Origin of the sequence: Paracoccus sp. 08, assembly GCF_024105395.1 — a bacterium.
GTDB lineage: Bacteria > Pseudomonadota > Alphaproteobacteria > Rhodobacterales > Rhodobacteraceae > Paracoccus > Paracoccus marcusii.
The window spans coordinates 55,866-75,214 of sequence record NZ_WEKR01000074.1 but is presented as its reverse complement, the minus strand read 5'-3'; the positions used below and the strand labels follow the sequence as shown (position 1 = coordinate 75,214).

Sequence of the window (19,349 nt, the reverse complement as noted above, 5' to 3'; positions counted from 1 at the left end):
AATGGCACTGAAAAAGCAAGAGCTGTTCCAGAAGCGCCGCCTGCGCGTTCGGAACAAGCTGCGGGCGATGTCGAACGGCCGTCCGCGGATGTCGATCCACCGGTCCTCGAAGAACATCTTCGTGCAGGTGATCGACGACCTGAAGGGCGTGACCCTGGCTTCGGCCAGCACGCTGGAGAAGGACCTGGGCCTGATCGGCAAGAACAACGTCGAGGCTGCGGCCAAGATCGGTTCGACCATCGCCGAGCGTGCGAAAGCCGCTGGCGTGGAAGAAGTCGTGTTCGACCGCGGCGGCTTCATCTTCCACGGCAAGGTTAAGGCTCTGGCCGACGCCGCCCGTGAAGGTGGTCTGAAGTTCTGATCCTGCGGACGGCGCCAGCCCCAGTGGCGGCGCCGTCCCGATGATCCGGGAACATCCGTTCACCGGGATCGACACAACCGGCGCCGCGCGCGCCCGCGTACAAGGAATGCCTCATGGCAGAACGTGACAACAACCGCCGGGGCGGTCGCAACGACCGCGAAGAGAACCCGGAATTCCAGGACCGCCTGGTTGCCATCAACCGCGTGTCCAAGACGGTCAAGGGCGGCAAGCGCTTTGGCTTTGCGGCACTCGTCGTCGTCGGTGACCAGCGCGGCCGCGTCGGTTTCGGCAAGGGCAAGGCCAAAGAGGTCCCCGAGGCGATCCGCAAGGCAACCGAGCAGGCCAAGCGCGGCCTGATCCGCGTCCCGCTGCGTGACGGCCGTACCCTGCACCACGACATCGAAGGTCGTCATGGCGCGGGCAAGGTCATCATGCGCACGGCCGTTGCCGGTACCGGCATCATCGCAGGCGGCCCGATGCGCGCCGTGTTCGAGATGCTGGGCGTGCAGGACGTCGTGGCCAAGTCGCAGGGGTCGCAGAACCCCTACAACATGATCCGCGCCACCCTGGACGGTCTGAAGAAAGAGTCGAGCCCCCGCAGCGTCGCGACCCGTCGCGGCAAGAAAGTGGCCGACATCCTTCCCTCGAACGACAAGCCGGCTGACGCCGCTGTCGAAGCGTAAGGAGCGAGACGCATGGCAACCATCGTCGTCAAGCAGATCGGATCGCCGATCCGCCGCCCCAAGGACCAGCTGGCCACCCTGAAGGGCCTGGGCCTGAACAAGATGAACCGCACCCGCGAGCTGGAGGATACCCCCTCCGTGCGCGGCATGGTCAACAAGATCCCGCACCTGGTGGCGATCATCGAAGAAAAGGCCTGATCCCCGCGGTCAGGACAGTGAAACGCCCCGCCATTGCGGGGCGTTTTGCGTTTCAGCGCTATTCGCGGCAGGCATAGAGCGTGCCGCCCACTGCCACGACCGATACCGCAGCCCCGGTCAGCAGCACCGGAGAGGCCGCGACCGCCGCCGCCGCACCGCCAAGCGAGGCCAGTGCCCCGGACACCGCCGTGCCCGCGCCGCTGAGGATCACGGCCCCGGACGCATCGGGCAGCGCCTGCAGCCCCTGCACGGACCGTCGGGCCGCGGCACCCGACAGTGCCCCTGCGGCGGCGGTCGTCTGGTTCACGCGGCGGCAGACGGCGCGGGTCTGGCTGCGGCACACGCCCCAGGCATCCCGCGCCCCCAGGTCATAGCCCATCACCGATTCGCTGGCCTTGTCGAAGCGGAGGCAGAAGGGCAGGCGTTCCTCGTCCGTCAGTTCGGGCGTCAGGCTGCGCAGGACGACATAGCTGGGGCAGTCGTGGCGCCCGATGCGGGTGGCCAGCTGTTCGCGGCGCGAATAGGTGTCCGACAGCCGCGCCTCGGCCTTGTCATAGCCCATGACGACATCGCGGTCATTGATACGGGCGGTGCAGAAGGTCGGCTCTGCCTCCTGCGCGGCGACGGGCGCGGCCGGCAGGGCGGAGAGCAGGGCAAGGACGGGGATCAGGGCAAGGCGGGGCATGGCAACTTCCGGTAGTATCGGGGATGGCCCATGCGTGGGGCAGGGGGGCGCGCCACTCAAGACACAAGATGGTGTCGGGCGTGATTGGCAACGCCCCTGTGGCGGGATCGCTTGAAAGATGCGGGCATTGCGCGTATAGGGCCCCGGTGCTCAATGGCACAGTGATTCAACAAGCAAGAAAAGCCGTGGCCCCCTGTTTCGCTTCGAGGGAGTGTCCGGCAAGGAGAAGCGACATGAAACTGCATGAAATCCGCGACAATGATGGCGCGAACCGCTCGAAGAAGCGCGTTGCGCGTGGTCCGGGCTCGGGCAAGGGCAAGACCGCCGGCCGGGGTATCAAGGGCCAGAAGTCGCGTTCGGGCGTCGCCCTGGGCGGATACGAAGGCGGCCAGATGCCGCTGTACCGCCGCCTGCCCAAGCGCGGCTTCAGCAAGCCGAACGCAAAGTCGTTCGCCGTCGTGAACCTGGGCCAGATCCAGGGCTTCATCGATGCGGGCAAGATCGACGGCAAGGCAGAGCTGACCGAAGACGCGCTGGTCGCATCGGGTCTGGTCCGCCGCAAGCTGGACGGCATCCGTCTGCTGGCCACCGGCGAGCTGAAGTCGGGCATGACTATCACCGTCACCGGTGCCTCGAAAGCCGCGATCGACGCGGTCGAGAAGGCGGGCGGCAAGGTCAACCTGCCGGCAGCGCGCGACGCGGCGGCCGAATAAGCTGTTGAAGGGGGCTTTCCTGCCCCATAGATAGCATCTAGGTTTTCAGGCGCCGCCGGTCCCCGCGAAAACGGGTCGGCGGCGCTGTCATGACACGGGACATAAACAGCATGGCGTCAGCCGCAGAACAGATGGCCGCGAACCTCTCCTGGGGGCAGCTCGGCAAGGCCACGGAACTTCGCCAGCGGATCTGGTTCACGATCGGCGTGCTGATCATGTACCGCATCGGCACCTATATTCCGGTGCCCGGCATCGACGGCGCGGCGCTGCGCAACTTCATGGAGCAGGCCTCGACGGGCATCGGCGGCATGCTGTCCATGTTCACCGGCGGCGCGCTTGGCCGGATGGGTGTCTTTGCCCTGGGCATCATGCCCTACATCTCGGCCTCGATCATCGTGCAGCTGCTGACCTCGATGGTCCCGTCGCTGGAGCAGCTGAAGAAGGAAGGCGAGACCGGCCGCAAGAAGATCAACCAGTACACCCGCTACGGCACCGTGGCGCTGGCGCTGTTCCAGGCATACGGCCTGGCACGCAGCCTGGAGGCCGGCGGCCTGGCGCATGAACCCGGCCTGTTCTTCCAGGCATCGGTGGTCATCACCCTGGTCGGCGGAACCATGTTCCTGATGTGGCTGGGCGAACAGATCACCGCACGCGGCGTCGGCAACGGCATCTCGCTGATCATCTTCGTGGGCATCCTGGCCGAAATCCCGGCCGCGCTGGCAACCTTCTTCCAGCAGGGCCGCACGGGCGCCATCTCGACCCCGGTGATCCTGTTCGTGATCGTGATGCTGGTGGCGATCATCGCCTTCGTCGTGTTCATGGAACGCGCGCTGCGCAAGATCCGCATCCAGTATCCCCGGCGCCAGGTCGGCATGAAGGTCTATGACGGTCAGACCAGCCACCTGCCGGTCAAGGTCAACCCCGCGGGCGTGATCCCGGCGATCTTCGCCAGCTCGCTGCTGCTGCTGCCGATCACCATCTCGACTTTCTCGGGGAACGAGACCGGTCCGATCATGTCTGTGATCCTGGCCTATTTCGGGCCCGGCCAGCCGCTGTACCTGCTGTTCTTCGCGGCGATGATCGTGTTCTTCACGTATTTCTACACGCAGAACGTCTCGTTCAAGACCGATGACGTGGCCGAGAATCTGAAGAACCAGGGCGGCTTCATTCCGGGCATCCGTCCGGGCAAGCGGACCCAGGACTATCTGGATTACGTGGTGAACCGCCTGCTGGTGATCGGCTCTGCCTATCTGGCGCTGGTGTGCCTGATGCCCGAGATCCTGCGCGACCAGTTCTCGATCCCGGTCTATCTGGGCGGAACTTCGGTTCTGATCGTGGTGTCGGTGACGATGGACACGATCAACCAGGTTCAGAGCCACCTGCTGGCGCACCAGTACGAGGGGCTGATCGAGAAATCCCAGCTGCGCGGCAAGCGCAAGCCGGGTACCGCCAAGCCGCGCCGCCTGCCGTCGCGCCGCTGAGGGCGCGACCGTACCGACGACACGACAAGGCCGCATCAATGGCCACCTGAGGGGGACAGACGCCATGACCATCAACATCATCCTGTTGGGGCCGCCGGGTGCCGGCAAGGGAACCCAAGCCGGCCGCCTTGTGGCCGACAAGGGCCTTGTCCAGCTGTCCACCGGGGACATGCTGCGTGCCGCCCGGTCGTCGGGGACCGAGATGGGCCGTCGCGTCGCCGAGGTCATGGACCGGGGCGAACTGGTCACGGACGAGATCGTCATCGGCCTGATCCGCGAGCAGCTTGAGAAGGGCGGCAAGGGCTTCATCTTCGACGGCTTCCCCCGGACGCTGGCGCAGGCGGATGCCCTGGGGCGCCTTCTGGCCGAATCCGGCATGGCGCTGGACGCGGTGATCGAACTGCAGGTGGACGACGAGGCCCTGGTCGGACGGATCGTCAAGCGCGCCGAGGAATCGCGTGCCGCCGGCCAGCCGGTGCGCCGCGACGACACCCCCGAAGTTTTTGCGGACCGCCTCCGCGAATACTACAAGAAGACCGCGCCGCTCTTGGGCTACTACTACGCCAAGGGCAACCTGCAGACGGTCGACGGCATGGCACCGATGGAGCAGGTCGCCGCCCAGATCGCGGCAAAGCTGCCTGCTTGACGACGCGGCGATCTGCCGCTAGTTCACGTCATCTCGCAAGAGAATCACCCGGATCGCGGGTGGACCATCGATTTGGCCCGGAGGCACAGCTTTCGGGCCTTGCGTTGTGAAAAAAGGTTCCGGCGTTACGGAACCGCAACTGAAAAGGAAAACGCGTGGCTCGTATTGCTGGCGTCAACATTCCGACGGGGAAACGCGTCCCCATCGCACTGACCTATATCCACGGCATCGGCGACCTGTACGCCGCCCAGATCTGCGAAGCGACCGGCATCGACACGTCGCGCCGCATCAACGATCTGTCGGACGCAGAAGTCCTGGCCATCCGCGAATACATCGATGCCAACCTGACCGTCGAGGGCGACCTGCGCCGCGAAGTCCAGATGAACATCAAGCGCATGATGGACCTGGGCTCGTATCGCGGTCTTCGCCACCGTCGCGGCCTTCCGGTCCGCGGTCAGCGCACGCATACCAATGCGCGCACCCGCAAGGGCCCGGCCAAGCCGATCGCCGGCAAGAAGAAATAAGGGGCAAGCGACATGGCACGTGACAAGACCCGCATGAAGCGCAAGGAACGCAAGAACATCGCCACCGGCGTTGCGCATGTGAACTCCAGCTTCAACAACACCAAGATCCTGATCTCGGACGTCCAGGGCAACGCCATCGCCTGGTCCTCGGCCGGCACGATGGGCTTCAAGGGTTCGCGCAAATCGACCCCCTACGCCGCCCAGATGGCTGCCGAAGATGCCGGCCGCAAGGCGCAGGAACACGGCGTCCGCACGCTGGACGTCGAAGTTCAGGGCCCCGGTTCGGGCCGCGAATCGGCTCTGCGCGCGCTGGCCGCTGCCGGCTTCAACATCACGGCCATCCGTGACGTGACGCCGATCGCGCATAACGGCTGCCGCCCGCCCAAGCGCCGTCGCGTCTGATCCTGGATCATCATTGACCGGCCCGTGCGTCCGCGCATGGGCCGGACTTTCGCATTTCACCTCGGGCGTTTCCGGCCACGGTCATGGGCAGGAAGCAAGTATGGAGGAAAATCCATGATCCACAAGAACTGGGCCGAACTGATCAAGCCGACTCAGCTGGTCGTCAAGCCGGGCGCCGACGCGACCCGCACGGCCACCCTGGTCGCCGAGCCGCTGGAGCGGGGCTTCGGCCTGACGCTTGGCAACGCGTTGCGCCGGGTGCTGATGTCGTCGCTGCAGGGCGGTGCCATCACGGCCGTGCAGATCGACAACGTTCTGCACGAGTTCAGCAGCGTCGCCGGCGTCCGCGAGGACGTGACCGACATCGTGCTGAACCTGAAGGGCGTCACGCTGAAGATGGACGTCGAAGGCCCCAAGCGCCTGACGCTGTCCGCCAAGGGTCCGGGCGAAGTCAAGGCCAGCGACATCCAGGAAACGGCCGGCATCACCGTTCTGAACCGCGACCACGTCATCTGCCATCTGGATGACGGCGCCGAGTTGAACATGGAACTGACCGTGCAGACGGGCAAGGGCTATGTCGCTGCCGACAAGAACCGTCCCGAGGATGCTCCCATCGGCCTGATCCCGATCGACGCGATCTTTTCGCCGGTCAAGCGCGTCAGCTATGAGGTGCAGCCCACCCGTGAGGGGCAGGTGCTGGACTATGACAAGCTGACCATGAAGATCGAGACCGACGGGTCGCTGACGCCGGAAGACGCCGTGGCCTATGCCGCGCGCATCGTTCAGGATCAGCTGTCCGTGTTCGTCAACTTCGACGAGCCGGAAGCCGCGAACCGCCAGGACAGCGACGATGGCCTGGAATTCGATCCGCGCCTGCTGAAGAAGGTCGACGAGCTGGAGCTGTCGGTCCGCTCGGCGAACTGCCTGAAGAACGACAACATCGTCTATATCGGCGACCTGATCCAGAAGACCGAGGCAGAGATGCTGCGGACCCCGAACTTCGGCCGCAAGTCCTTGAACGAGATCAAGGAAGTGCTGTCGGGCATGGGCCTGCATCTGGGCATGGACGTGGTCGACTGGCCGCCGGAGAACATCGAGGATCTGGCCAAGCGTTTCGACGACCAGTTCTGAGATCACGGCGGGGGGTGACCCCCGCTGACCACCGGGCATCTGCCCCAAGGAGAGCGGCCCGCACGCATGGGCCGCCGGACAAAGCAAAACACGCTGTAGGAGATCATCATGCGTCACGCCCGTGGCTATCGCCGCCTCAACCGTACCCACGAACACCGCAAGGCGCTGTTCGCCAACATGTCCGGCTCGTTGATCGAGCACGAGCAGATCAAGACCACCTTGCCGAAAGCCAAGGAACTGCGTCCGATCGTCGAGAAGCTGATCACGCTGGCCAAGCGCGGCGATCTGCACGCCCGCCGCCAGGCGAACGCCCAGCTGAAGCAGGACATGCATGTCGCCAAGCTGTTCGACGTTCTGGGTGAGCGTTACAAGGACCGTCAGGGCGGCTATGTCCGCATCATGAAGGCCGGCTTCCGCTATGGCGACATGGCGCCGATGGCGATCATCGAACTGGTCGACCGCGACACCAGCGCCAAGGGTGCCGCCGACCGTGCGCGCCTGGAATCGGAATTCACTGCCGAAGACTGATCGCGCAGCCCGGATGGGCCAGTGGTTTAGACCCCGTCGCAAGAGATTGCGGCGGGGTTTGCTAATTTAGCACAGCCAAAACGCGTTGACGTAGAGGAACGAAAAATTCTTCACCTTCCGCGAGTGGCTTCGCGTATGTATCATCCACGGACGGAATGTTGGTGAGCGTAGTGCCGATTCCGCGAGGGAGGGTGATGTATTTTATCGCGAAGCCGAGGACGTTAACCAAATCGAAACTTCGATGGGTCACAACTTGTTTGAACCTTGACCTCAATCATTTCAACATATCCAAAAAGCCATGTCATCTCGTGCAGACATAAATGCAGATCTCCGAAAGCTGGGCAAGCATGCCCTGTCCGGCTATTTCGTGGGGCTGCATATCCGTTTCGCTGCACCGCTGATGCAGTTTCAGACCTATGACGAAAAATGGTCGGAATTCTATTCCCAGAACGGCTATGCCCTGCGCGATCCGACAATCGCCTGGGGGTTCTCGACGACCGGCGCCTGCCGGTGGTCCGCGCTGCCGATCCCAGACCCGTTCAACATCCTCAAGGATGCCGCAGATCACGGGCTGATCTTCGGTCTGACCGTGTCCCACGGTCCGATCGCATCGCGCACCATCGCGTCCTTCGCGCGCGCTGATCGCGAACTTTCCGATGCCGAGATCGAGGAGATCTCGACCACGGTACGGCGGCTTCACGACATGACCGAGCCGCCTGCGAGCCTGACAAAGGCTCAGAAAGAAGCCCTTCGATGCATTGCGGAGGGGGATCGTCATGCAGCAGCGGCTGCCAAGCTTGGCATTACCGAAAGCGCGTTCAAGGCAAGGTTGATTTCTGTCCGGGAACGCCTGAAGGCGCGGACGACCGCCGAGGCGCTGCAGAGGGCCAAGGAATACCGTTTGCTGTAGATGTGTCGCCCAAGGGGTCCGCGAGGCGAGGAAGGGTGCCCTCACACCCCAGGAGTATCAGATGCAGACGACAACACTTTCTTTTTCAAATCTTCACAACCACGGCGAATTGTTTGCCAACCTGTTTCGCGCCCGCAAGCAGAGCTTCATTATCCAGAAGAACTGGGATTTGCCCGAATCCGAGGATATGGAGTTCGACCAGTACGACACCCCGCAAAGCCGCTGGATCGCCATCCATGACCGGACCGAGGTTCTGGCCGGAATCCGCCTGACCCCGACGACCGCGCGCTGCGGCATCTATTCCTACATGATCCGCGACGCGCAGGAGGGGATCCTGGGCGGCAGCATTCCCCAGGACCTGCTGTTCGAAAAGGCGCCCGTCGACCCGCACGTGTGGGAATGCTCGCGCGTGTTCGTCAGCCACTCCATCCCGCAGATGTACCGGCGCAAGGTGCACTTCAAGATGGTCGAGGCGATGACCGGATCGGCCCGTGACATGGGCGCGACCAAGCTGATCGCGCTGACCGGGTCGAACTGGCCGCGCTGGTACGGTCGCTGCGGCCTGTCCGCCGTCGCCCTGGGGCGTCCGCTGTTCATCGACGACGGCGAGTTCCAGTGCGTGGCGATCGACCTGGCCACCAAGATGCACTGACCGTCGATGGCCCTGCGAACAGGGCTGTCGCGCCTGCCCGGACATGCCTAGAATGGGCGCGTCATGGCAGATCTGTTTGATACCGCACCGCAGGCAGACCCCCCGTCCGGGACGGGGGCAAGGCCGCTGGCCGACCGCATTCGACCCACCCGCCTGTCCGAGGTCATCGGTCAGGCGAAGGTGCTGGCCCCCGACGGGCCGCTTGGCAGCATGCTGGCATCGGGCAGCCTGTCGTCGCTGATCCTGTGGGGCCCGCCGGGCGTCGGCAAGACGACCATCGCCCGCCTGCTGGCGGACGAGACCGATCTGGCATTCGTGCAGATCAGCGCCATCTTTACCGGCGTGCCCGACCTGCGGAAGGTCTTTGACGCCGCCCGCCTGCGGCGCAGCCAGGGTCGCGCCACGCTGCTGTTCGTCGACGAGATCCACCGGTTCAACAAGGCGCAGCAGGACAGCTTTCTGCCGCATATGGAGGACGGCACGATCCTTCTGGTCGGCGCCACGACAGAAAACCCGTCCTTTGAGCTGAACGCCGCGGTCATGTCGCGGGCCCAGGTCGTCGTGCTGGAACGTCTGACGCTGGCGGATCTGGAACTGCTGGCGCAACGTGCGGAACGCGAGCTGGGACGCAAGTTGCCCCTGACGGCGCAGGCGCGCGACACCCTGCTGGAGATGGCCGATGGCGACGGCCGTGCCGCGCTGAACCTGATCGAGCAGGTGGCTGCCTGGAAGGTCGAGGGCAAGGTCGATCCCGATGCTCTGGCGAAACGTCTGAACAAGCGTGCGCCCAAGTACGACAAGTCGGGCGAGGAGCATTTCAACCTGATCTCGGCCCTGCACAAGTCGGTGCGGGGCAGTGACCCGGACGCCGCGCTGTACTGGCTGGCGCGGATGCTGGAGGGAGGAGAGGACCCGCGCTATCTGGCGCGGCGTATTACGCGCATGGCGATCGAGGATATCGGCCTGGCCGATCCTGCCGCCGCCCGGCACTGCCTGGATGCCTGGGCGCTGTACGAGCGGCTTGGTTCGCCCGAGGGGGAACTGGCCCTTGGCCAGGCGGTTATCTATCTGGCCCTGGCGCCGAAATCGAATGCTGGATACGCGGCCTACAAGAACGCGCGGGCCGAGGCCCGGCGCACCGGCAGCCTGATGCCCCCCGCCCATATCCTGAACGCGCCCACCAAGATGATGAAGGAGCAGGGATACGGCGCGGGCTATGCCTATGACCACGATGCCGAGGATGGGTTCAGCGGCCAGAACTATTTCCCCGACGGGCTGAAGCGCCCGGTCCTCTACACGCCCGTCGAACGCGGGTTCGAACGCGAGCTGAAACGCCGCCTGGACTGGTTCGTCAGCCAGCGGCTGAAGCGCGGCGGTTGACTTTGCGCGCGCGGGGCCACACAGACGCGCGCATGAACCCCTTTCTGCAAGTCGCCATTGGCGGGGCCCTTGGGGCGACCTGCCGCTATGCCATCTATCGCGTCATGCCGCTGGCATGGTCGGCGACGCTGCTGGTCAATGTGGCGGGCAGCTTTGCGATGGGGCTGCTGGCCGCATTGCTGGCGCACAGGCTGGGCAATGCCTGGGCGCCGTTCCTGCTGACCGGCGTACTGGGGGGATTCACGACGTTTTCGGCCTTTTCGCTGGATGTGCTGACGTTGTGGGAACGGGGTCAGGGCGTCATGGCGCTGGCCTATGTGGGGCTTTCGGTCCTGCTGTCGCTGGCGGCCGTGATGGCCGGACTGGCCTTGGGACGAGGGATTTGGGCATGAGTGCCGTGCAGACCATCATTGTCGGTGACGAAGACGCAGAGATGCGGCTGGATCGCTGGCTGAAGAAACGCTTTCCGCAGCTGTCGCAAGTGGCCATCGAGAAGATGTGCCGCAAGGGAGAGCTGCGCATCGACGGGGGGCGCGTCAAGGCCGCCACCCGCATCGCGCCGGGCCAGGAGGTCCGCGTGCCGCCGCTGCCCGAACGCGGCCCCGCGGCCGAACGGTCCGAACGCCCGCTTGGGCCGCGCGTGACCGACAGCGATGCCGAGATGATCCAGGCCGCCGTCCTGTGGAAGGATGAACACATCATCGCGCTGAACAAGCCGCCGGGTCTGCCCAGCCAGGGCGGCAGCGGGCTGGGGGGGCGTCATGTCGACGGCCTGACCACCGCGCTGCTGTTCGGGTTCAAGGAGCGTCCCAAGCTGGTGCACCGGCTGGACAAGGACACGTCGGGCGTCCTGCTGCTGGCGCGGACCGACCGCGTGGCGCGGGCCCTGTCCGAGGCGTTCCGGTCGCGCACCACGCGCAAGATCTATTGGGCGGCGGTCGCGGGCGTGCCGCATCCGCGGATGGGCACGATCCGCTATGGCCTGGTCAAGGGCGGGCAGGGCCGGGGCGGCGACAACGAGAAGATGATCGCCGTCCACCCCCGCGACATCGACGCGACCGAGGGCGCGAAACGCGCGACGACCGATTACGCCGTGCTGGACGCGCTGGCCACGCGGGCCAGCTGGTGCGCGCTGGTGCCGATCACGGGCCGCACCCATCAGCTGCGTGCGCATATGGCCGAACTGGGCCATCCCATCGTGGGCGACGGCAAGTACGGCGGATCGGGGCAAGAGAATCTGGGCGATGGCTGGGGCGCCCAGCTGGGCGGAGAGATCAGCAAGAAGCTGCACCTGCACGCGCGCTCGATCACCTTCGATCATCCGATCACCAAGAAACGCATGACCATCACCGCGCCCTTGCCCGACCATATGGGCAGGACCTGGAAATCCGTCGGCTGGCACGAGAACGACGTGCCCGACGATCCCTTTGCGGATGACGCATGAGGCCACGCAGGCGCGGATCGTGGCGGGCTACAAGGAAAGCTTCATGCGCGCGCGGCTGGACAGTGCCGCGCCGCTGTATCCGGGCGCGATGGAATGCCTGGACCGGCTGGCCGACCGCGACGACCTGCTGCTGGCGGTGGCGACGGGCAAGTCGCGCCGGGGCCTGGATGCGATGATCGCGGCGCACGGTCTGCAGGGGCGGTTCCTCAGCCTGCAGACGGCGGACGGGCATCCCTCCAAGCCGCATCCCTCGATGCTGCACGCGGCCCTGGCCGAGACGGGGACCGAGGCCGGACGCGCCGTCATGGTCGGCGATACCAGCTTTGACATGGAGATGGCGCGGGCGGCCGGGCTGGCCGGTTTCGGCGTCAGCTGGGGCTATCACCCCGCGCATGCGCTGCAGGATGCCGGGGCGATCCGGATCCTGGACGATTTCACCGGACTGAAAACGGCCATCGAGGAGTGGGCGGCATGAGCGAATGGAAGGCGCGCAGGTTCTGGACCGATGCGGACCTGCGACCCGCGGATGGCGGGTTCGAGATCATGCTGGACAGCCGCGTTCTGCGGACGCCCGGAAAGCATGCGCTGGTCCTGCCGACCGAGGCGCTGGCCCGCGCCGTAGCCGACGAATGGCTGGCCCAGGGCGAGGTGATCGCGCCGCAGACCATGCCGCTGACCCGCGCCGTGAACTCTGCCGTAGAGAAGGTGGCCCCGCAATTCGATGCGGTCGCGGCCATGCTTGCCAATTATGGCGGCACCGATCTGCTGTCCTATCGGGCAACCGATCCGCAATCGCTGATCGACCTGCAGGCGCGCGAATGGGATCCGCTGATCGACTGGTCTGCCCGGCATCTGGACGCGCCGCTGCGGGTCACGCAGGGGGTGATTCCCATCGATCAGGACCAGGGTGCGCTTGACCGCCTGCATGCGCGGGTACGCGCGCAGGACCAGTGGGGGCTGACTGCGCTGCACGATCTGGTGACGATTCCAGGATCGCTGATCCTGGGCCTGGCGGTGATCGAGGGTCGCATCGACGGAGCCGAGGCGCACCGCCTGTCCCGCATCGACGAGGATTTCCAGGCCGAACGATGGGGCGCGGACGAAGAGGCGGCCGAGGCGGCCGAGGGCCGGCGCCTGTCCATACTTTCGGCAGAACGGCTGTGGAGCCTGTCCCGCCGGGGTTGAAAGCGCTTGCGTGACCGGACGGGGTTCTTGACGCGGCAACTTGTATCGGCACAATACCGCCTAATAGGACGGCAGCCGCTGTCGTGCTATGCCGACAAGGACCCCCCGAAGGGTCCGCATCAGCGTTCGCGGACCGATCGGCCGCGGGCGCTCCAACACAGAGGTAACTATGAAAAAATCGGTTTTCCTGGGGACGGCGGCCGCGGCGACCCTGCTGGCAGGCATGGGCATGGCCCAGGAGGGGTCGACGCTGGCCCAGGTCAAGGAGCGCGGCGAGCTGAACTGCGGCGTCAACACCGGCCTGGTCGGATTCGCGGCGCCCGACGCCAGCGGTAACTGGACCGGCTTTGACGTCGCGTTCTGCCGCGCGCTGGCCGCAGCCGTCCTGGGCGATCCCGCCAAGGTCAAGTTCGTGCCGACCACCGGCCAGACGCGCTTTACCGCGCTGTCGTCGGGCGAGGTGGACGTCCTGGCCCGCAACTCGACCTGGACCTATTCGCGCGACACCGACCTGAAGCTGGATTTCATCGGGGTGAACTATTACGACGGTCAGGGCTTCATGGTCCGGTCCGATCTGGGCGTGACCTCGGCCAAGGAACTGGACGGCGCGACGATCTGCATTCAGACCGGCACCACGACCGAGCTGAACCTGGCCGACTATTTCCGCGCCAACAACATGACCTACACGCCCGTCAACATCGACAGCAATGCCGAGGGCGAGCAGCAGTACATGGCCGGCGCCTGCGACGCGTATACCACCGACGCGTCGGGCCTTGCGGCCACCCGTGCGGCCTTTGCCGACCCGGAAACCCACATCATCCTGCCCGAGATCATCTCCAAGGAACCGCTTGGGCCGGCCGTGCGCCATGGCGACAGCAACTGGGGCGACATCGCCCGCTGGACCCTGAACGCGCTGATCGCCGCCGAGGAATACGGCGTGACCTCGCGCAACATCGAGGAGCTGGTCCGGTCGTCCGAGAACCCCGAAGTCCAGCGCCTTCTGGGCACCACGGACGAGCTGGGCGCGATGATGGGCCTGGACGCCGAATGGGCACGTCGCGCCATCCTGGCGGGCGGCAACTATGGCGAGATCTTTGCCGCCAACATCGGCGAGCAGACCCCGATCGGCCTGGCCCGCGGCCTGAACGCGCAATGGACCCAGGGCGGCCTGCTCTACGCACCGCCGTTCCGCTGATCGGCTGACACGACCAGGGGTCGGACCCATGACGGGCCCGGCCCCGACCCTCCATCAACGATAATCCTGCCCAAGCGAAAAACGGCGCAAAGCCGATGGCAGGCGACAGGGGTAAGAAAGATGACGGACATCCGGGCAACGGCGACGCCGCCGTTCCGGCTGAGAATGCTGGTCAACGACCAGCGGTATCGGTCCCTGACATTTCAGGTCATCGTGTTCATTCTGGTCATGGCCGCAGCATGGTGGCTGGTCGACAACACGATCCGCAACCTGGCCCTGATGGGCAAGAGCTTTGATTTCGGGTTCCTGTTCCAGCGCGCGGGCTATGATATCCCGCAGACGCCGATCCCCTATACCGCCGACGATTCGCACCTGCGCGCATCGGTCGTGGGCCTGCTGAACACGCTGATCGTGGCGGTGCTGGGCTGCATCGCGGCGACGGTCCTGGGCGTGATCGTGGGCGTGTCGCGGCTGTCCAAGAACTGGCTGTTCGCCCGGCTGATGACCGTCTTCGTCGAGATCTTCCGCAACATGCCGCTGCTGCTGTGGATCCTGATCGTCTATGCGATCTTCACCGAGATCCTGCCGCCGCCCAACGCCTTCCGGGGCGAGGCCGCGACATCGGGGATGATCCTCTTTGACCACGTGGCGCTGACGAACCGCTATACCGCGCTGCCCACGCTGGCGATGACGAACGATCCGGGCAGCCTGGACCTGGGCGCGCGCATCACCTTCAACTGGGCCACCATCGCCTTTGTCGTGGTGCTGGTCGGGGGGTGGTTCGCACGCCGCATGATCGCGTCCTGGGCGCAGGACGTGCAGGACCTCACCGGCAGCCGGCCCACCACCTGGTGGATGTCGCTGGCGGTGATGATCGTGCCGTCGCTGCTGCTGATCTGGTATTTCGGCCTGCATCTGGAGCCGCCCACGCTGCGGGGCTTCAACTTCACCGGCGGGCTGAACGTGTCGAACTCGCTGGTCGCGCTGTGGCTGGCGCTGACGCTGTACACCGCCGCCTTCATCGCCGAGATCGTGCGCGCCGGCATCCTGGCCGTCAGCCGCGGCCAGTCCGAGGCGGCATTCGCCCTGGGCCTGCGCCCGAACCGCACCATGAGCCTGGTGATCCTGCCGCAGGCGCTGCGCGTGATCATTCCGCCGCTGATCTCTCAGTACCTGAACCTGACCAAGAACAGTTCGCTGGCGATTGCCGTGGGCTACATGGACCTGCGCGGCACCCTGGGGGGGACGACGCTGAACCAGACCGGCCGCGAGCTGGAGGCCATCGTGCTGATGATGCTGACCTATCTGGTCCTCAGCCTGATCATTTCCGCGGGGATGAACGTCTTCAACGCCCGCGTCAAACTGAAGGAGCGGTGAGATGAGCGACACCCACGCCCAGACCGTGCCCTTCGTGCGGGATACCATGCTGCCCTCGGCCGCGCCGCCGGTCCGCGAATTGGGGGCGATCCGCTGGCTGCGGACGAACCTCTTCTCGGGGCCGGTCAACACGGTGCTGACCCTTCTGGGGGCGCTGATCATCTGGTTCCTGGTCTCGACCTTCTGGGACTGGTTCGCCCATTCGGTCTGGAACGCCTCCAGCCTGAACGAATGCCGCGCGATCATCGCGGCCACCTGGGGCGAGGACGCCCGCGGCGCCTGTTTCGCGGTGATCCGCGAACGCTGGAACCAGTACGTCTTCGGCTTCTACCCGGTCGAGCTGTACTGGCGGCCCACGATGACCTTCGGCCTGCTGATGGTCGCGCTGGCGCCGGTGCTGTTCTCGGCCTCGCTGTCGATCCGCCGCGTGGTGCTGGGCATCACCGCCGTCGTCACGCTGTGGGCGATGGTCGTGCTGGGCGCACCGGCGGGCTGGCTGATCTTCGCGGCCGCGGTGCTTGTCGCGGGACTGGTCGCATCAGAGCGCAACATCAGCTGGATGCTGCCCTTCTCGCTGGTCTATCCGCTGCTGGGCGTATGGTTCCTGTGGGGCGGCACCCTCTGGGGGCCGATCTTCGTGCTGGTCGGGCCCCTGTTGGGCTGGCTTGCCTGGCGGGCGCTGTCGCGCGTCTCTCCGATGCTGGCGACGGTCGTGGCGATCCTGGTGACGGTGTTGTTCTGGCTGGTGCTGGCAGGCGACGCGGCCCGCGATGCCGAGGCGCTGCTTCCGCTGTCGATCGACGCGGTGCGGTCGGACCGTTTCGGCGGCTTCCTGCTGTCGCTGACCATCGGCGTGGCGGGCATCGCGCTGTCGCTGCCCCTGGGCATCGTTCTGGCGCTGGCGCGTCAGTCGGACATGTTCCTGATCAAGTCGCTGGCGGTGATCTTCATCGAATTCATCCGCGGCGTGCCGCTGATCACGCTGCTGTTCGTGGCTTCGCTGCTGCTGAACTACTTCCTGCCCCCGGGCACCAATTTCGACATCATCCTGCGCGTCATCATCATGGTGACGATCTTCGCCGCCGCCTACATGGCCGAGGTGATCCGCGGCGGTCTGGCCGCGCTGCCCAAGGGGCAGTACGAGGCCGCCGATGCCCTGGGCCTGGACTACTGGAAGGCGCAGCGCCTGATCGTGCTGCCGCAGGCGCTGAAGATCTCGATCCCGGGGATCGTGTCGACCTTCATCGGCATGTTCAAGGACACGACGTTGGTGACCTTCGTGGGGCTCTATGATCCGCTGAAATCCATGTCGGACGCGGTGCGCGCCAATGTCGAATGGAAGGGCATCTACTGGGAGCCGTTCATTTTCGTCGGCGCCATCTTCTTTCTCATCTGCTTCGGCATGTCGCGATACTCGATGTATCTGGAACGCCGCCTGCAACGCGACCACAGGTAAGGACCCTGGTTATGGAACACATCGAACGCCGCATCGACCGCAGCCAGATGACCGTCAGCGACGAGGTCGCCATCGACATCCGCAACATGAACAAGTGGTACGGCACGTTCCACGTCCTGCGCGACATCGACCTGACCGTGCACAAGGGGGAACGGATCGTCATCGCCGGTCCGTCGGGGTCGGGGAAATCGACCCTGATCCGCTGCATCAACCGGCTGGAGGAGCATCAGGCGGGCCATATCGTCGTCGACGGGGTCGAACTGACCAGCGACATCAAGAACATCGACAAGGTCCGTTCCGAAGTCGGCATGGTCTTTCAGCACTTCAACCTGTTTCCGCACCTGACCGTGCTGGAGAACTGCACCCTGGCGCCCATATGGGTGCGCAAGGTGCCGCGCAAGCAGGCCGAGGCGACCGCGATGCGGTTCCTGGAAAAGGTCAAGATCCCCGAACAGGCCGGAAAATATCCGGGCCAGCTGTCGGGCGGCCAGCAGCAGCGCGTGGCCATCGCCCGGTCGCTGTGCATGCAGCCCAAGATCATGCTGTTCGACGAGCCGACCAGCGCCCTGGACCCCGAGATGATCAAGGAGGTCCTGGACACCATGATCGAGCTGGCCGAGGAGGGGATGACCATGATCTGCGTCACCCACGAAATGGGCTTTGCGCAGGCGGTGGCGAACCGGGTGATCTTCATGGATCAGGGTCAGATCGTCGAGCAGAACAATCCCACCGACTTCTTCAACAACCCGAAATCCGAGCGGACCAAGCTGTTTCTCAGCCAGATCCTGGGTCACTGATCGACGGCGGGGGCGCCGCGCCCCCGCCGGACATCCTCAGATGCGCCCGTCTAGGCGCACGAAATCCATCACGCTGCCCTGACCCTTCTGCAGGTCGGCCCAGCTGTCGATCTGGAAATCCACCACCAGCGTCGCGCCGGTCGGATAGCGGCGGAAATCCGGGTCCATCGGCAGGCGCGCGGGCAGCATCGATGCGAATTCCGAAATGCCCGGGTTGTGGCCCAGCATCATCACCGTCGGCATCGTCGCCGTCTTCAGCACCGCCATCATCTTTTCCGCGCCGGCTTGATACAGGCCCGGCTCGATCCGCATCAGCGGCCGTACCTCGAGGGGAGCACCGGCGATGACGGCCCAGGTTTCCTGCGTGCGGGCCGAGGACGAACACAGGACCTCCTCGGGTTCATACCCGCGGCTGGCCAGCCAGTCGCCCAAGGCGCGCGCGGACCGGCGACCGCGGTCGTTCAGCGGCCGGTCGTGATCGTCCAGGGTGGGATCGTCCCAGGCCGATTTCGCATGACGCGTCAGGATCAGGCGTCTGTGTCCAAGTGGGGTCATGAAAATGCTGCCTCTTTGTGCCATGCTGTCGGTTTCGGCAGCCTGCCACAGGCGCTGGCGAAGGGGCAAGCGCCCTTCGCCAGCGCCCCGATTACAGGCTGCTGGCGACCTGACGCAGGCCGCGCGGGGTCACGCGCGGTTCGGTGGTCCGGATCAGCGATCCGGCGCCGTGTTCGGTGAACAGCTCCAGCAGGCAGGCGTTGGGCACGCGTCCGTCCAGGATCACCACCGCACGCACCCCGTCGTCCAACGCCTTCAGCGCGGTCTCGGTCTTGGGGATCATGCCGCCGGCGATCTGGCCGTCGGCGATCATCGCGCGGACCTGGTCGGGATGCAGCTGCGTGACCACCTGGCCGGTCGCGTCCTTGACGCCCGCGACATCGGTCAAAAGCAGCAGGCGGTCGGCCTTGAGCGCGCCGGCGATGGCCCCCGCCGCGGTGTCGCCGTTGACGTTGAAGGTCTCGTTATCCTCCATGCCGGTGGCGACGGGGGCGATGACCGGGATCATCCCGGCGGTATACAGGTCGCGAATGATCTGGACGTTCATCTCGACCGGGCGACCGACGAAACCCAGTTCCGGGTCGTCGGCCTCGCACACCATCATGTCGTCGTCCTTGCCCGAGATGCCGACCGCGCGGCCCCCTGCGTCATTGATCGCCTGGACGATGCGCTTGTTGACCAAGCCGGACAGCACCATCTCGACAACCTCGACGGTCTCCTTGGTGGTGACGCGCTTGCCGCGGACAAAGCGGCTCTCGATGCCAAGGCGACCCAGCAGGTCGTTGATCATCGGCCCGCCGCCATGGCAGACGACCGGGTTCATGCCGACCTGCTTCATCAGCACGACGTCGCGGGCGAATTCGGCCATCGCCTCGTCGTCGCCCATGGCGTTTCCGCCGAACTTGACCACGACGACCGCCCCGGAATAGCGCTGCAGGTAGGGCAGGGCTTCGGATAGGGTGCGTGCGGTGGCGATCCAGTCACGGTTCATGTTCTGTGTTCTCATCCTTGGGGCCCCGATCTGACGGGGCGGACCCTAGGACGCA

At 65.4% G+C, this 19,349-nt stretch carries 24 protein-coding genes; 21 read left to right on the top strand and 3 right to left on the bottom strand.

What is annotated here, in order from left to right:
* The first annotated feature begins 1 nt into the window (after position 1).
* The 3 genes from rplR (at position 2) to rpmD (ending at position 1,242) form a co-directional block, all read left to right on the top strand.
* Entirely contained in the window at positions 2-361 is a 360-nt protein-coding gene (gene rplR / locus GBO37_RS20210; RefSeq protein ID WP_045982153.1) for a 50S ribosomal protein L18, read from the top strand.
* A gap of 113 nt (positions 362-474) precedes the next feature.
* Positions 475-1,044 (top strand): 30S ribosomal protein S5, encoded by a 570-nt coding sequence (gene rpsE / locus GBO37_RS20205; protein WP_042247897.1) that lies wholly within the window; start codon positions 475-477, stop codon positions 1,042-1,044.
* A 12-nt stretch (positions 1,045-1,056) separates the two neighbouring features.
* On the top strand, positions 1,057-1,242 hold the full coding sequence (gene rpmD / locus GBO37_RS20200; protein ID WP_046000102.1) for a 50S ribosomal protein L30: 186 nt from the start codon (positions 1,057-1,059) through the stop codon (positions 1,240-1,242).
* Between the two features lie 58 nt (positions 1,243-1,300).
* Here rpmD and GBO37_RS20195 read toward each other — a convergent pair whose 3' ends face one another.
* Positions 1,301-1,927 carry a hypothetical protein gene (locus GBO37_RS20195; protein ID WP_127897946.1) on the bottom strand — a complete coding sequence of 209 codons (627 nt, stop codon included), beginning with the start codon at positions 1,925-1,927 and terminating at the stop codon, positions 1,301-1,303.
* 233 nt (positions 1,928-2,160) lie between these two features.
* On the opposite strand from GBO37_RS20195, the gene rplO reads away from it, so the two are divergent.
* The 18 genes from rplO (at position 2,161) to GBO37_RS20105 (ending at position 17,748) form a co-directional block, all read left to right on the top strand.
* Positions 2,161-2,640 carry a 50S ribosomal protein L15 gene (gene rplO, locus GBO37_RS20190; RefSeq protein ID WP_045982150.1) on the top strand — a complete coding sequence of 160 codons (480 nt, stop codon included), beginning with the start codon at positions 2,161-2,163 and terminating at the stop codon, positions 2,638-2,640.
* A 110-nt stretch (positions 2,641-2,750) separates the two neighbouring features.
* Positions 2,751-4,121 carry a preprotein translocase subunit SecY gene (secY, locus tag GBO37_RS20185; RefSeq protein ID WP_045982149.1) on the top strand — a complete coding sequence of 457 codons (1,371 nt, stop codon included), beginning with the start codon at positions 2,751-2,753 and terminating at the stop codon, positions 4,119-4,121.
* A gap of 70 nt (positions 4,122-4,191) precedes the next feature.
* Entirely contained in the window at positions 4,192-4,767 is a 576-nt protein-coding gene (locus tag GBO37_RS20180; RefSeq protein WP_371706120.1) for an adenylate kinase, read from the top strand.
* Between the two features lie 155 nt (positions 4,768-4,922).
* Positions 4,923-5,291, top strand: a complete 369-nt coding sequence (gene rpsM / locus GBO37_RS20175) for a 30S ribosomal protein S13 (RefSeq protein WP_045982147.1) — start codon at positions 4,923-4,925, stop codon at positions 5,289-5,291.
* Positions 5,292-5,303: 12 nt separating this feature from the next.
* Positions 5,304-5,693: a 30S ribosomal protein S11 gene (gene rpsK / locus GBO37_RS20170; RefSeq protein ID WP_042247912.1), complete on the top strand. Its 390-nt coding sequence runs from the start codon at positions 5,304-5,306 to the stop codon at positions 5,691-5,693.
* A gap of 114 nt (positions 5,694-5,807) precedes the next feature.
* The gene (locus tag GBO37_RS20165; protein ID WP_042247914.1) at positions 5,808-6,824 is read left to right on the top strand and encodes a DNA-directed RNA polymerase subunit alpha; all 1,017 of its coding nucleotides are present in this window, start codon (positions 5,808-5,810) and stop codon (positions 6,822-6,824) included.
* A 108-nt stretch (positions 6,825-6,932) separates the two neighbouring features.
* On the top strand, positions 6,933-7,352 hold the full coding sequence (rplQ, locus tag GBO37_RS20160; RefSeq protein WP_042247916.1) for a 50S ribosomal protein L17: 420 nt from the start codon (positions 6,933-6,935) through the stop codon (positions 7,350-7,352).
* 298 nt (positions 7,353-7,650) lie between these two features.
* Entirely contained in the window at positions 7,651-8,262 is a 612-nt protein-coding gene (locus GBO37_RS20155; protein ID WP_045982146.1) for an autoinducer binding domain-containing protein, read from the top strand.
* Positions 8,263-8,323: 61 nt separating this feature from the next.
* Positions 8,324-8,914: an acyl-homoserine-lactone synthase gene (locus tag GBO37_RS20150; protein ID WP_045982145.1), complete on the top strand. Its 591-nt coding sequence runs from the start codon at positions 8,324-8,326 to the stop codon at positions 8,912-8,914.
* Between the two features lie 63 nt (positions 8,915-8,977).
* Positions 8,978-10,294 (top strand): replication-associated recombination protein A, encoded by a 1,317-nt coding sequence (locus tag GBO37_RS20145; RefSeq protein WP_252930590.1) that lies wholly within the window; start codon positions 8,978-8,980, stop codon positions 10,292-10,294.
* A gap of 32 nt (positions 10,295-10,326) precedes the next feature.
* Complete coding sequence (gene crcB, locus GBO37_RS20140; RefSeq protein ID WP_046000107.1) at positions 10,327-10,686, top strand: fluoride efflux transporter CrcB; 360 nt, start codon at positions 10,327-10,329, stop codon at positions 10,684-10,686.
* Positions 10,683-11,738, top strand: coding sequence for an RluA family pseudouridine synthase (locus GBO37_RS20135; RefSeq protein WP_252930589.1), 1,056 nt, complete (start codon positions 10,683-10,685; stop codon positions 11,736-11,738). The genes crcB and GBO37_RS20135 overlap by 4 nt, the downstream gene beginning before the upstream one ends.
* Positions 11,728-12,213 (top strand): HAD-IA family hydrolase, encoded by a 486-nt coding sequence (locus tag GBO37_RS20130; RefSeq protein WP_252930588.1) that lies wholly within the window; start codon positions 11,728-11,730, stop codon positions 12,211-12,213. The genes GBO37_RS20135 and GBO37_RS20130 overlap by 11 nt, the downstream gene beginning before the upstream one ends.
* Positions 12,210-12,923 (top strand): ATP12 family chaperone protein, encoded by a 714-nt coding sequence (locus GBO37_RS20125; RefSeq protein ID WP_045982140.1) that lies wholly within the window; start codon positions 12,210-12,212, stop codon positions 12,921-12,923. Before GBO37_RS20130 ends, GBO37_RS20125 begins: the two co-directional genes overlap by 4 nt.
* 169 nt (positions 12,924-13,092) lie before the next feature.
* A complete protein-coding gene (locus GBO37_RS20120; RefSeq protein ID WP_045982139.1) occupies positions 13,093-14,118 on the top strand; it encodes an amino acid ABC transporter substrate-binding protein in 1,026 nt (341 codons plus the stop codon).
* Positions 14,119-14,238: 120 nt separating this feature from the next.
* Positions 14,239-15,495 (top strand): amino acid ABC transporter permease, encoded by a 1,257-nt coding sequence (locus GBO37_RS20115; RefSeq protein WP_252930587.1) that lies wholly within the window; start codon positions 14,239-14,241, stop codon positions 15,493-15,495.
* A 1-nt stretch (position 15,496) separates the two neighbouring features.
* Positions 15,497-16,951 carry an amino acid ABC transporter permease gene (locus GBO37_RS20110; RefSeq protein WP_252930586.1) on the top strand — a complete coding sequence of 485 codons (1,455 nt, stop codon included), beginning with the start codon at positions 15,497-15,499 and terminating at the stop codon, positions 16,949-16,951.
* A gap of 11 nt (positions 16,952-16,962) precedes the next feature.
* Entirely contained in the window at positions 16,963-17,748 is a 786-nt protein-coding gene (locus GBO37_RS20105; protein ID WP_045982136.1) for an amino acid ABC transporter ATP-binding protein, read from the top strand.
* Positions 17,749-17,784: 36 nt separating this feature from the next.
* Here the strand turns inward: GBO37_RS20105 and GBO37_RS20100 are convergent, their stop codons facing one another.
* Together GBO37_RS20100 and argB are read right to left on the bottom strand one after the other, a co-directional pair.
* Positions 17,785-18,303: a histidine phosphatase family protein gene (locus GBO37_RS20100; RefSeq protein WP_045982135.1), complete on the bottom strand. Its 519-nt coding sequence runs from the start codon at positions 18,301-18,303 to the stop codon at positions 17,785-17,787.
* 91 nt (positions 18,304-18,394) lie between these two features.
* Complete coding sequence (argB, locus tag GBO37_RS20095) at positions 18,395-19,294, bottom strand: acetylglutamate kinase (protein ID WP_045982134.1); 900 nt, start codon at positions 19,292-19,294, stop codon at positions 18,395-18,397.
* Positions 19,295-19,349: the final 55 nt, after the last annotated feature.

Bases quoted from the DNA above. Each gene is read 5' to 3' on its own strand.
- GBO37_RS20195 (WP_127897946.1), bottom strand. From the start codon at position 1,927: ATGCCCCGCCTTGCCCTGATCCCCGTCCTTGCCCTGCTCTCCGCCCTG.
- GBO37_RS20130 (WP_252930588.1), top strand. From the start codon at position 11,728: ATGACGCATGAGGCCACGCAGGCGCGGATCGTGGCGGGCTACAAGGAA.
- rpsE (WP_042247897.1), top strand. From the start codon at position 475: ATGGCAGAACGTGACAACAACCGCCGGGGCGGTCGCAACGACCGCGAA.
- rplO (WP_045982150.1), top strand. From the start codon at position 2,161: ATGAAACTGCATGAAATCCGCGACAATGATGGCGCGAACCGCTCGAAG.
- GBO37_RS20135 (WP_252930589.1), top strand. From the start codon at position 10,683: ATGAGTGCCGTGCAGACCATCATTGTCGGTGACGAAGACGCAGAGATG.
- crcB (WP_046000107.1), top strand. From the start codon at position 10,327: ATGAACCCCTTTCTGCAAGTCGCCATTGGCGGGGCCCTTGGGGCGACC.
- GBO37_RS20105 (WP_045982136.1), top strand. From the start codon at position 16,963: ATGGAACACATCGAACGCCGCATCGACCGCAGCCAGATGACCGTCAGC.
- rpmD (WP_046000102.1), top strand. From the start codon at position 1,057: ATGGCAACCATCGTCGTCAAGCAGATCGGATCGCCGATCCGCCGCCCC.
- GBO37_RS20120 (WP_045982139.1), top strand. From the start codon at position 13,093: ATGAAAAAATCGGTTTTCCTGGGGACGGCGGCCGCGGCGACCCTGCTG.
- GBO37_RS20150 (WP_045982145.1), top strand. From the start codon at position 8,324: ATGCAGACGACAACACTTTCTTTTTCAAATCTTCACAACCACGGCGAA.
- GBO37_RS20115 (WP_252930587.1), top strand. From the start codon at position 14,239: ATGACGGACATCCGGGCAACGGCGACGCCGCCGTTCCGGCTGAGAATG.
- GBO37_RS20100 (WP_045982135.1), bottom strand. From the start codon at position 18,303: ATGACCCCACTTGGACACAGACGCCTGATCCTGACGCGTCATGCGAAA.
- rplR (WP_045982153.1), top strand. From the start codon at position 2: ATGGCACTGAAAAAGCAAGAGCTGTTCCAGAAGCGCCGCCTGCGCGTT.
- argB (WP_045982134.1), bottom strand. From the start codon at position 19,294: ATGAACCGTGACTGGATCGCCACCGCACGCACCCTATCCGAAGCCCTG.
- GBO37_RS20145 (WP_252930590.1), top strand. From the start codon at position 8,978: ATGGCAGATCTGTTTGATACCGCACCGCAGGCAGACCCCCCGTCCGGG.
- GBO37_RS20110 (WP_252930586.1), top strand. From the start codon at position 15,497: ATGAGCGACACCCACGCCCAGACCGTGCCCTTCGTGCGGGATACCATG.
- rplQ (WP_042247916.1), top strand. From the start codon at position 6,933: ATGCGTCACGCCCGTGGCTATCGCCGCCTCAACCGTACCCACGAACAC.
- GBO37_RS20165 (WP_042247914.1), top strand. From the start codon at position 5,808: ATGATCCACAAGAACTGGGCCGAACTGATCAAGCCGACTCAGCTGGTC.
- GBO37_RS20125 (WP_045982140.1), top strand. From the start codon at position 12,210: ATGAGCGAATGGAAGGCGCGCAGGTTCTGGACCGATGCGGACCTGCGA.
- GBO37_RS20155 (WP_045982146.1), top strand. From the start codon at position 7,651: ATGTCATCTCGTGCAGACATAAATGCAGATCTCCGAAAGCTGGGCAAG.
- rpsK (WP_042247912.1), top strand. From the start codon at position 5,304: ATGGCACGTGACAAGACCCGCATGAAGCGCAAGGAACGCAAGAACATC.
- secY (WP_045982149.1), top strand. From the start codon at position 2,751: ATGGCGTCAGCCGCAGAACAGATGGCCGCGAACCTCTCCTGGGGGCAG.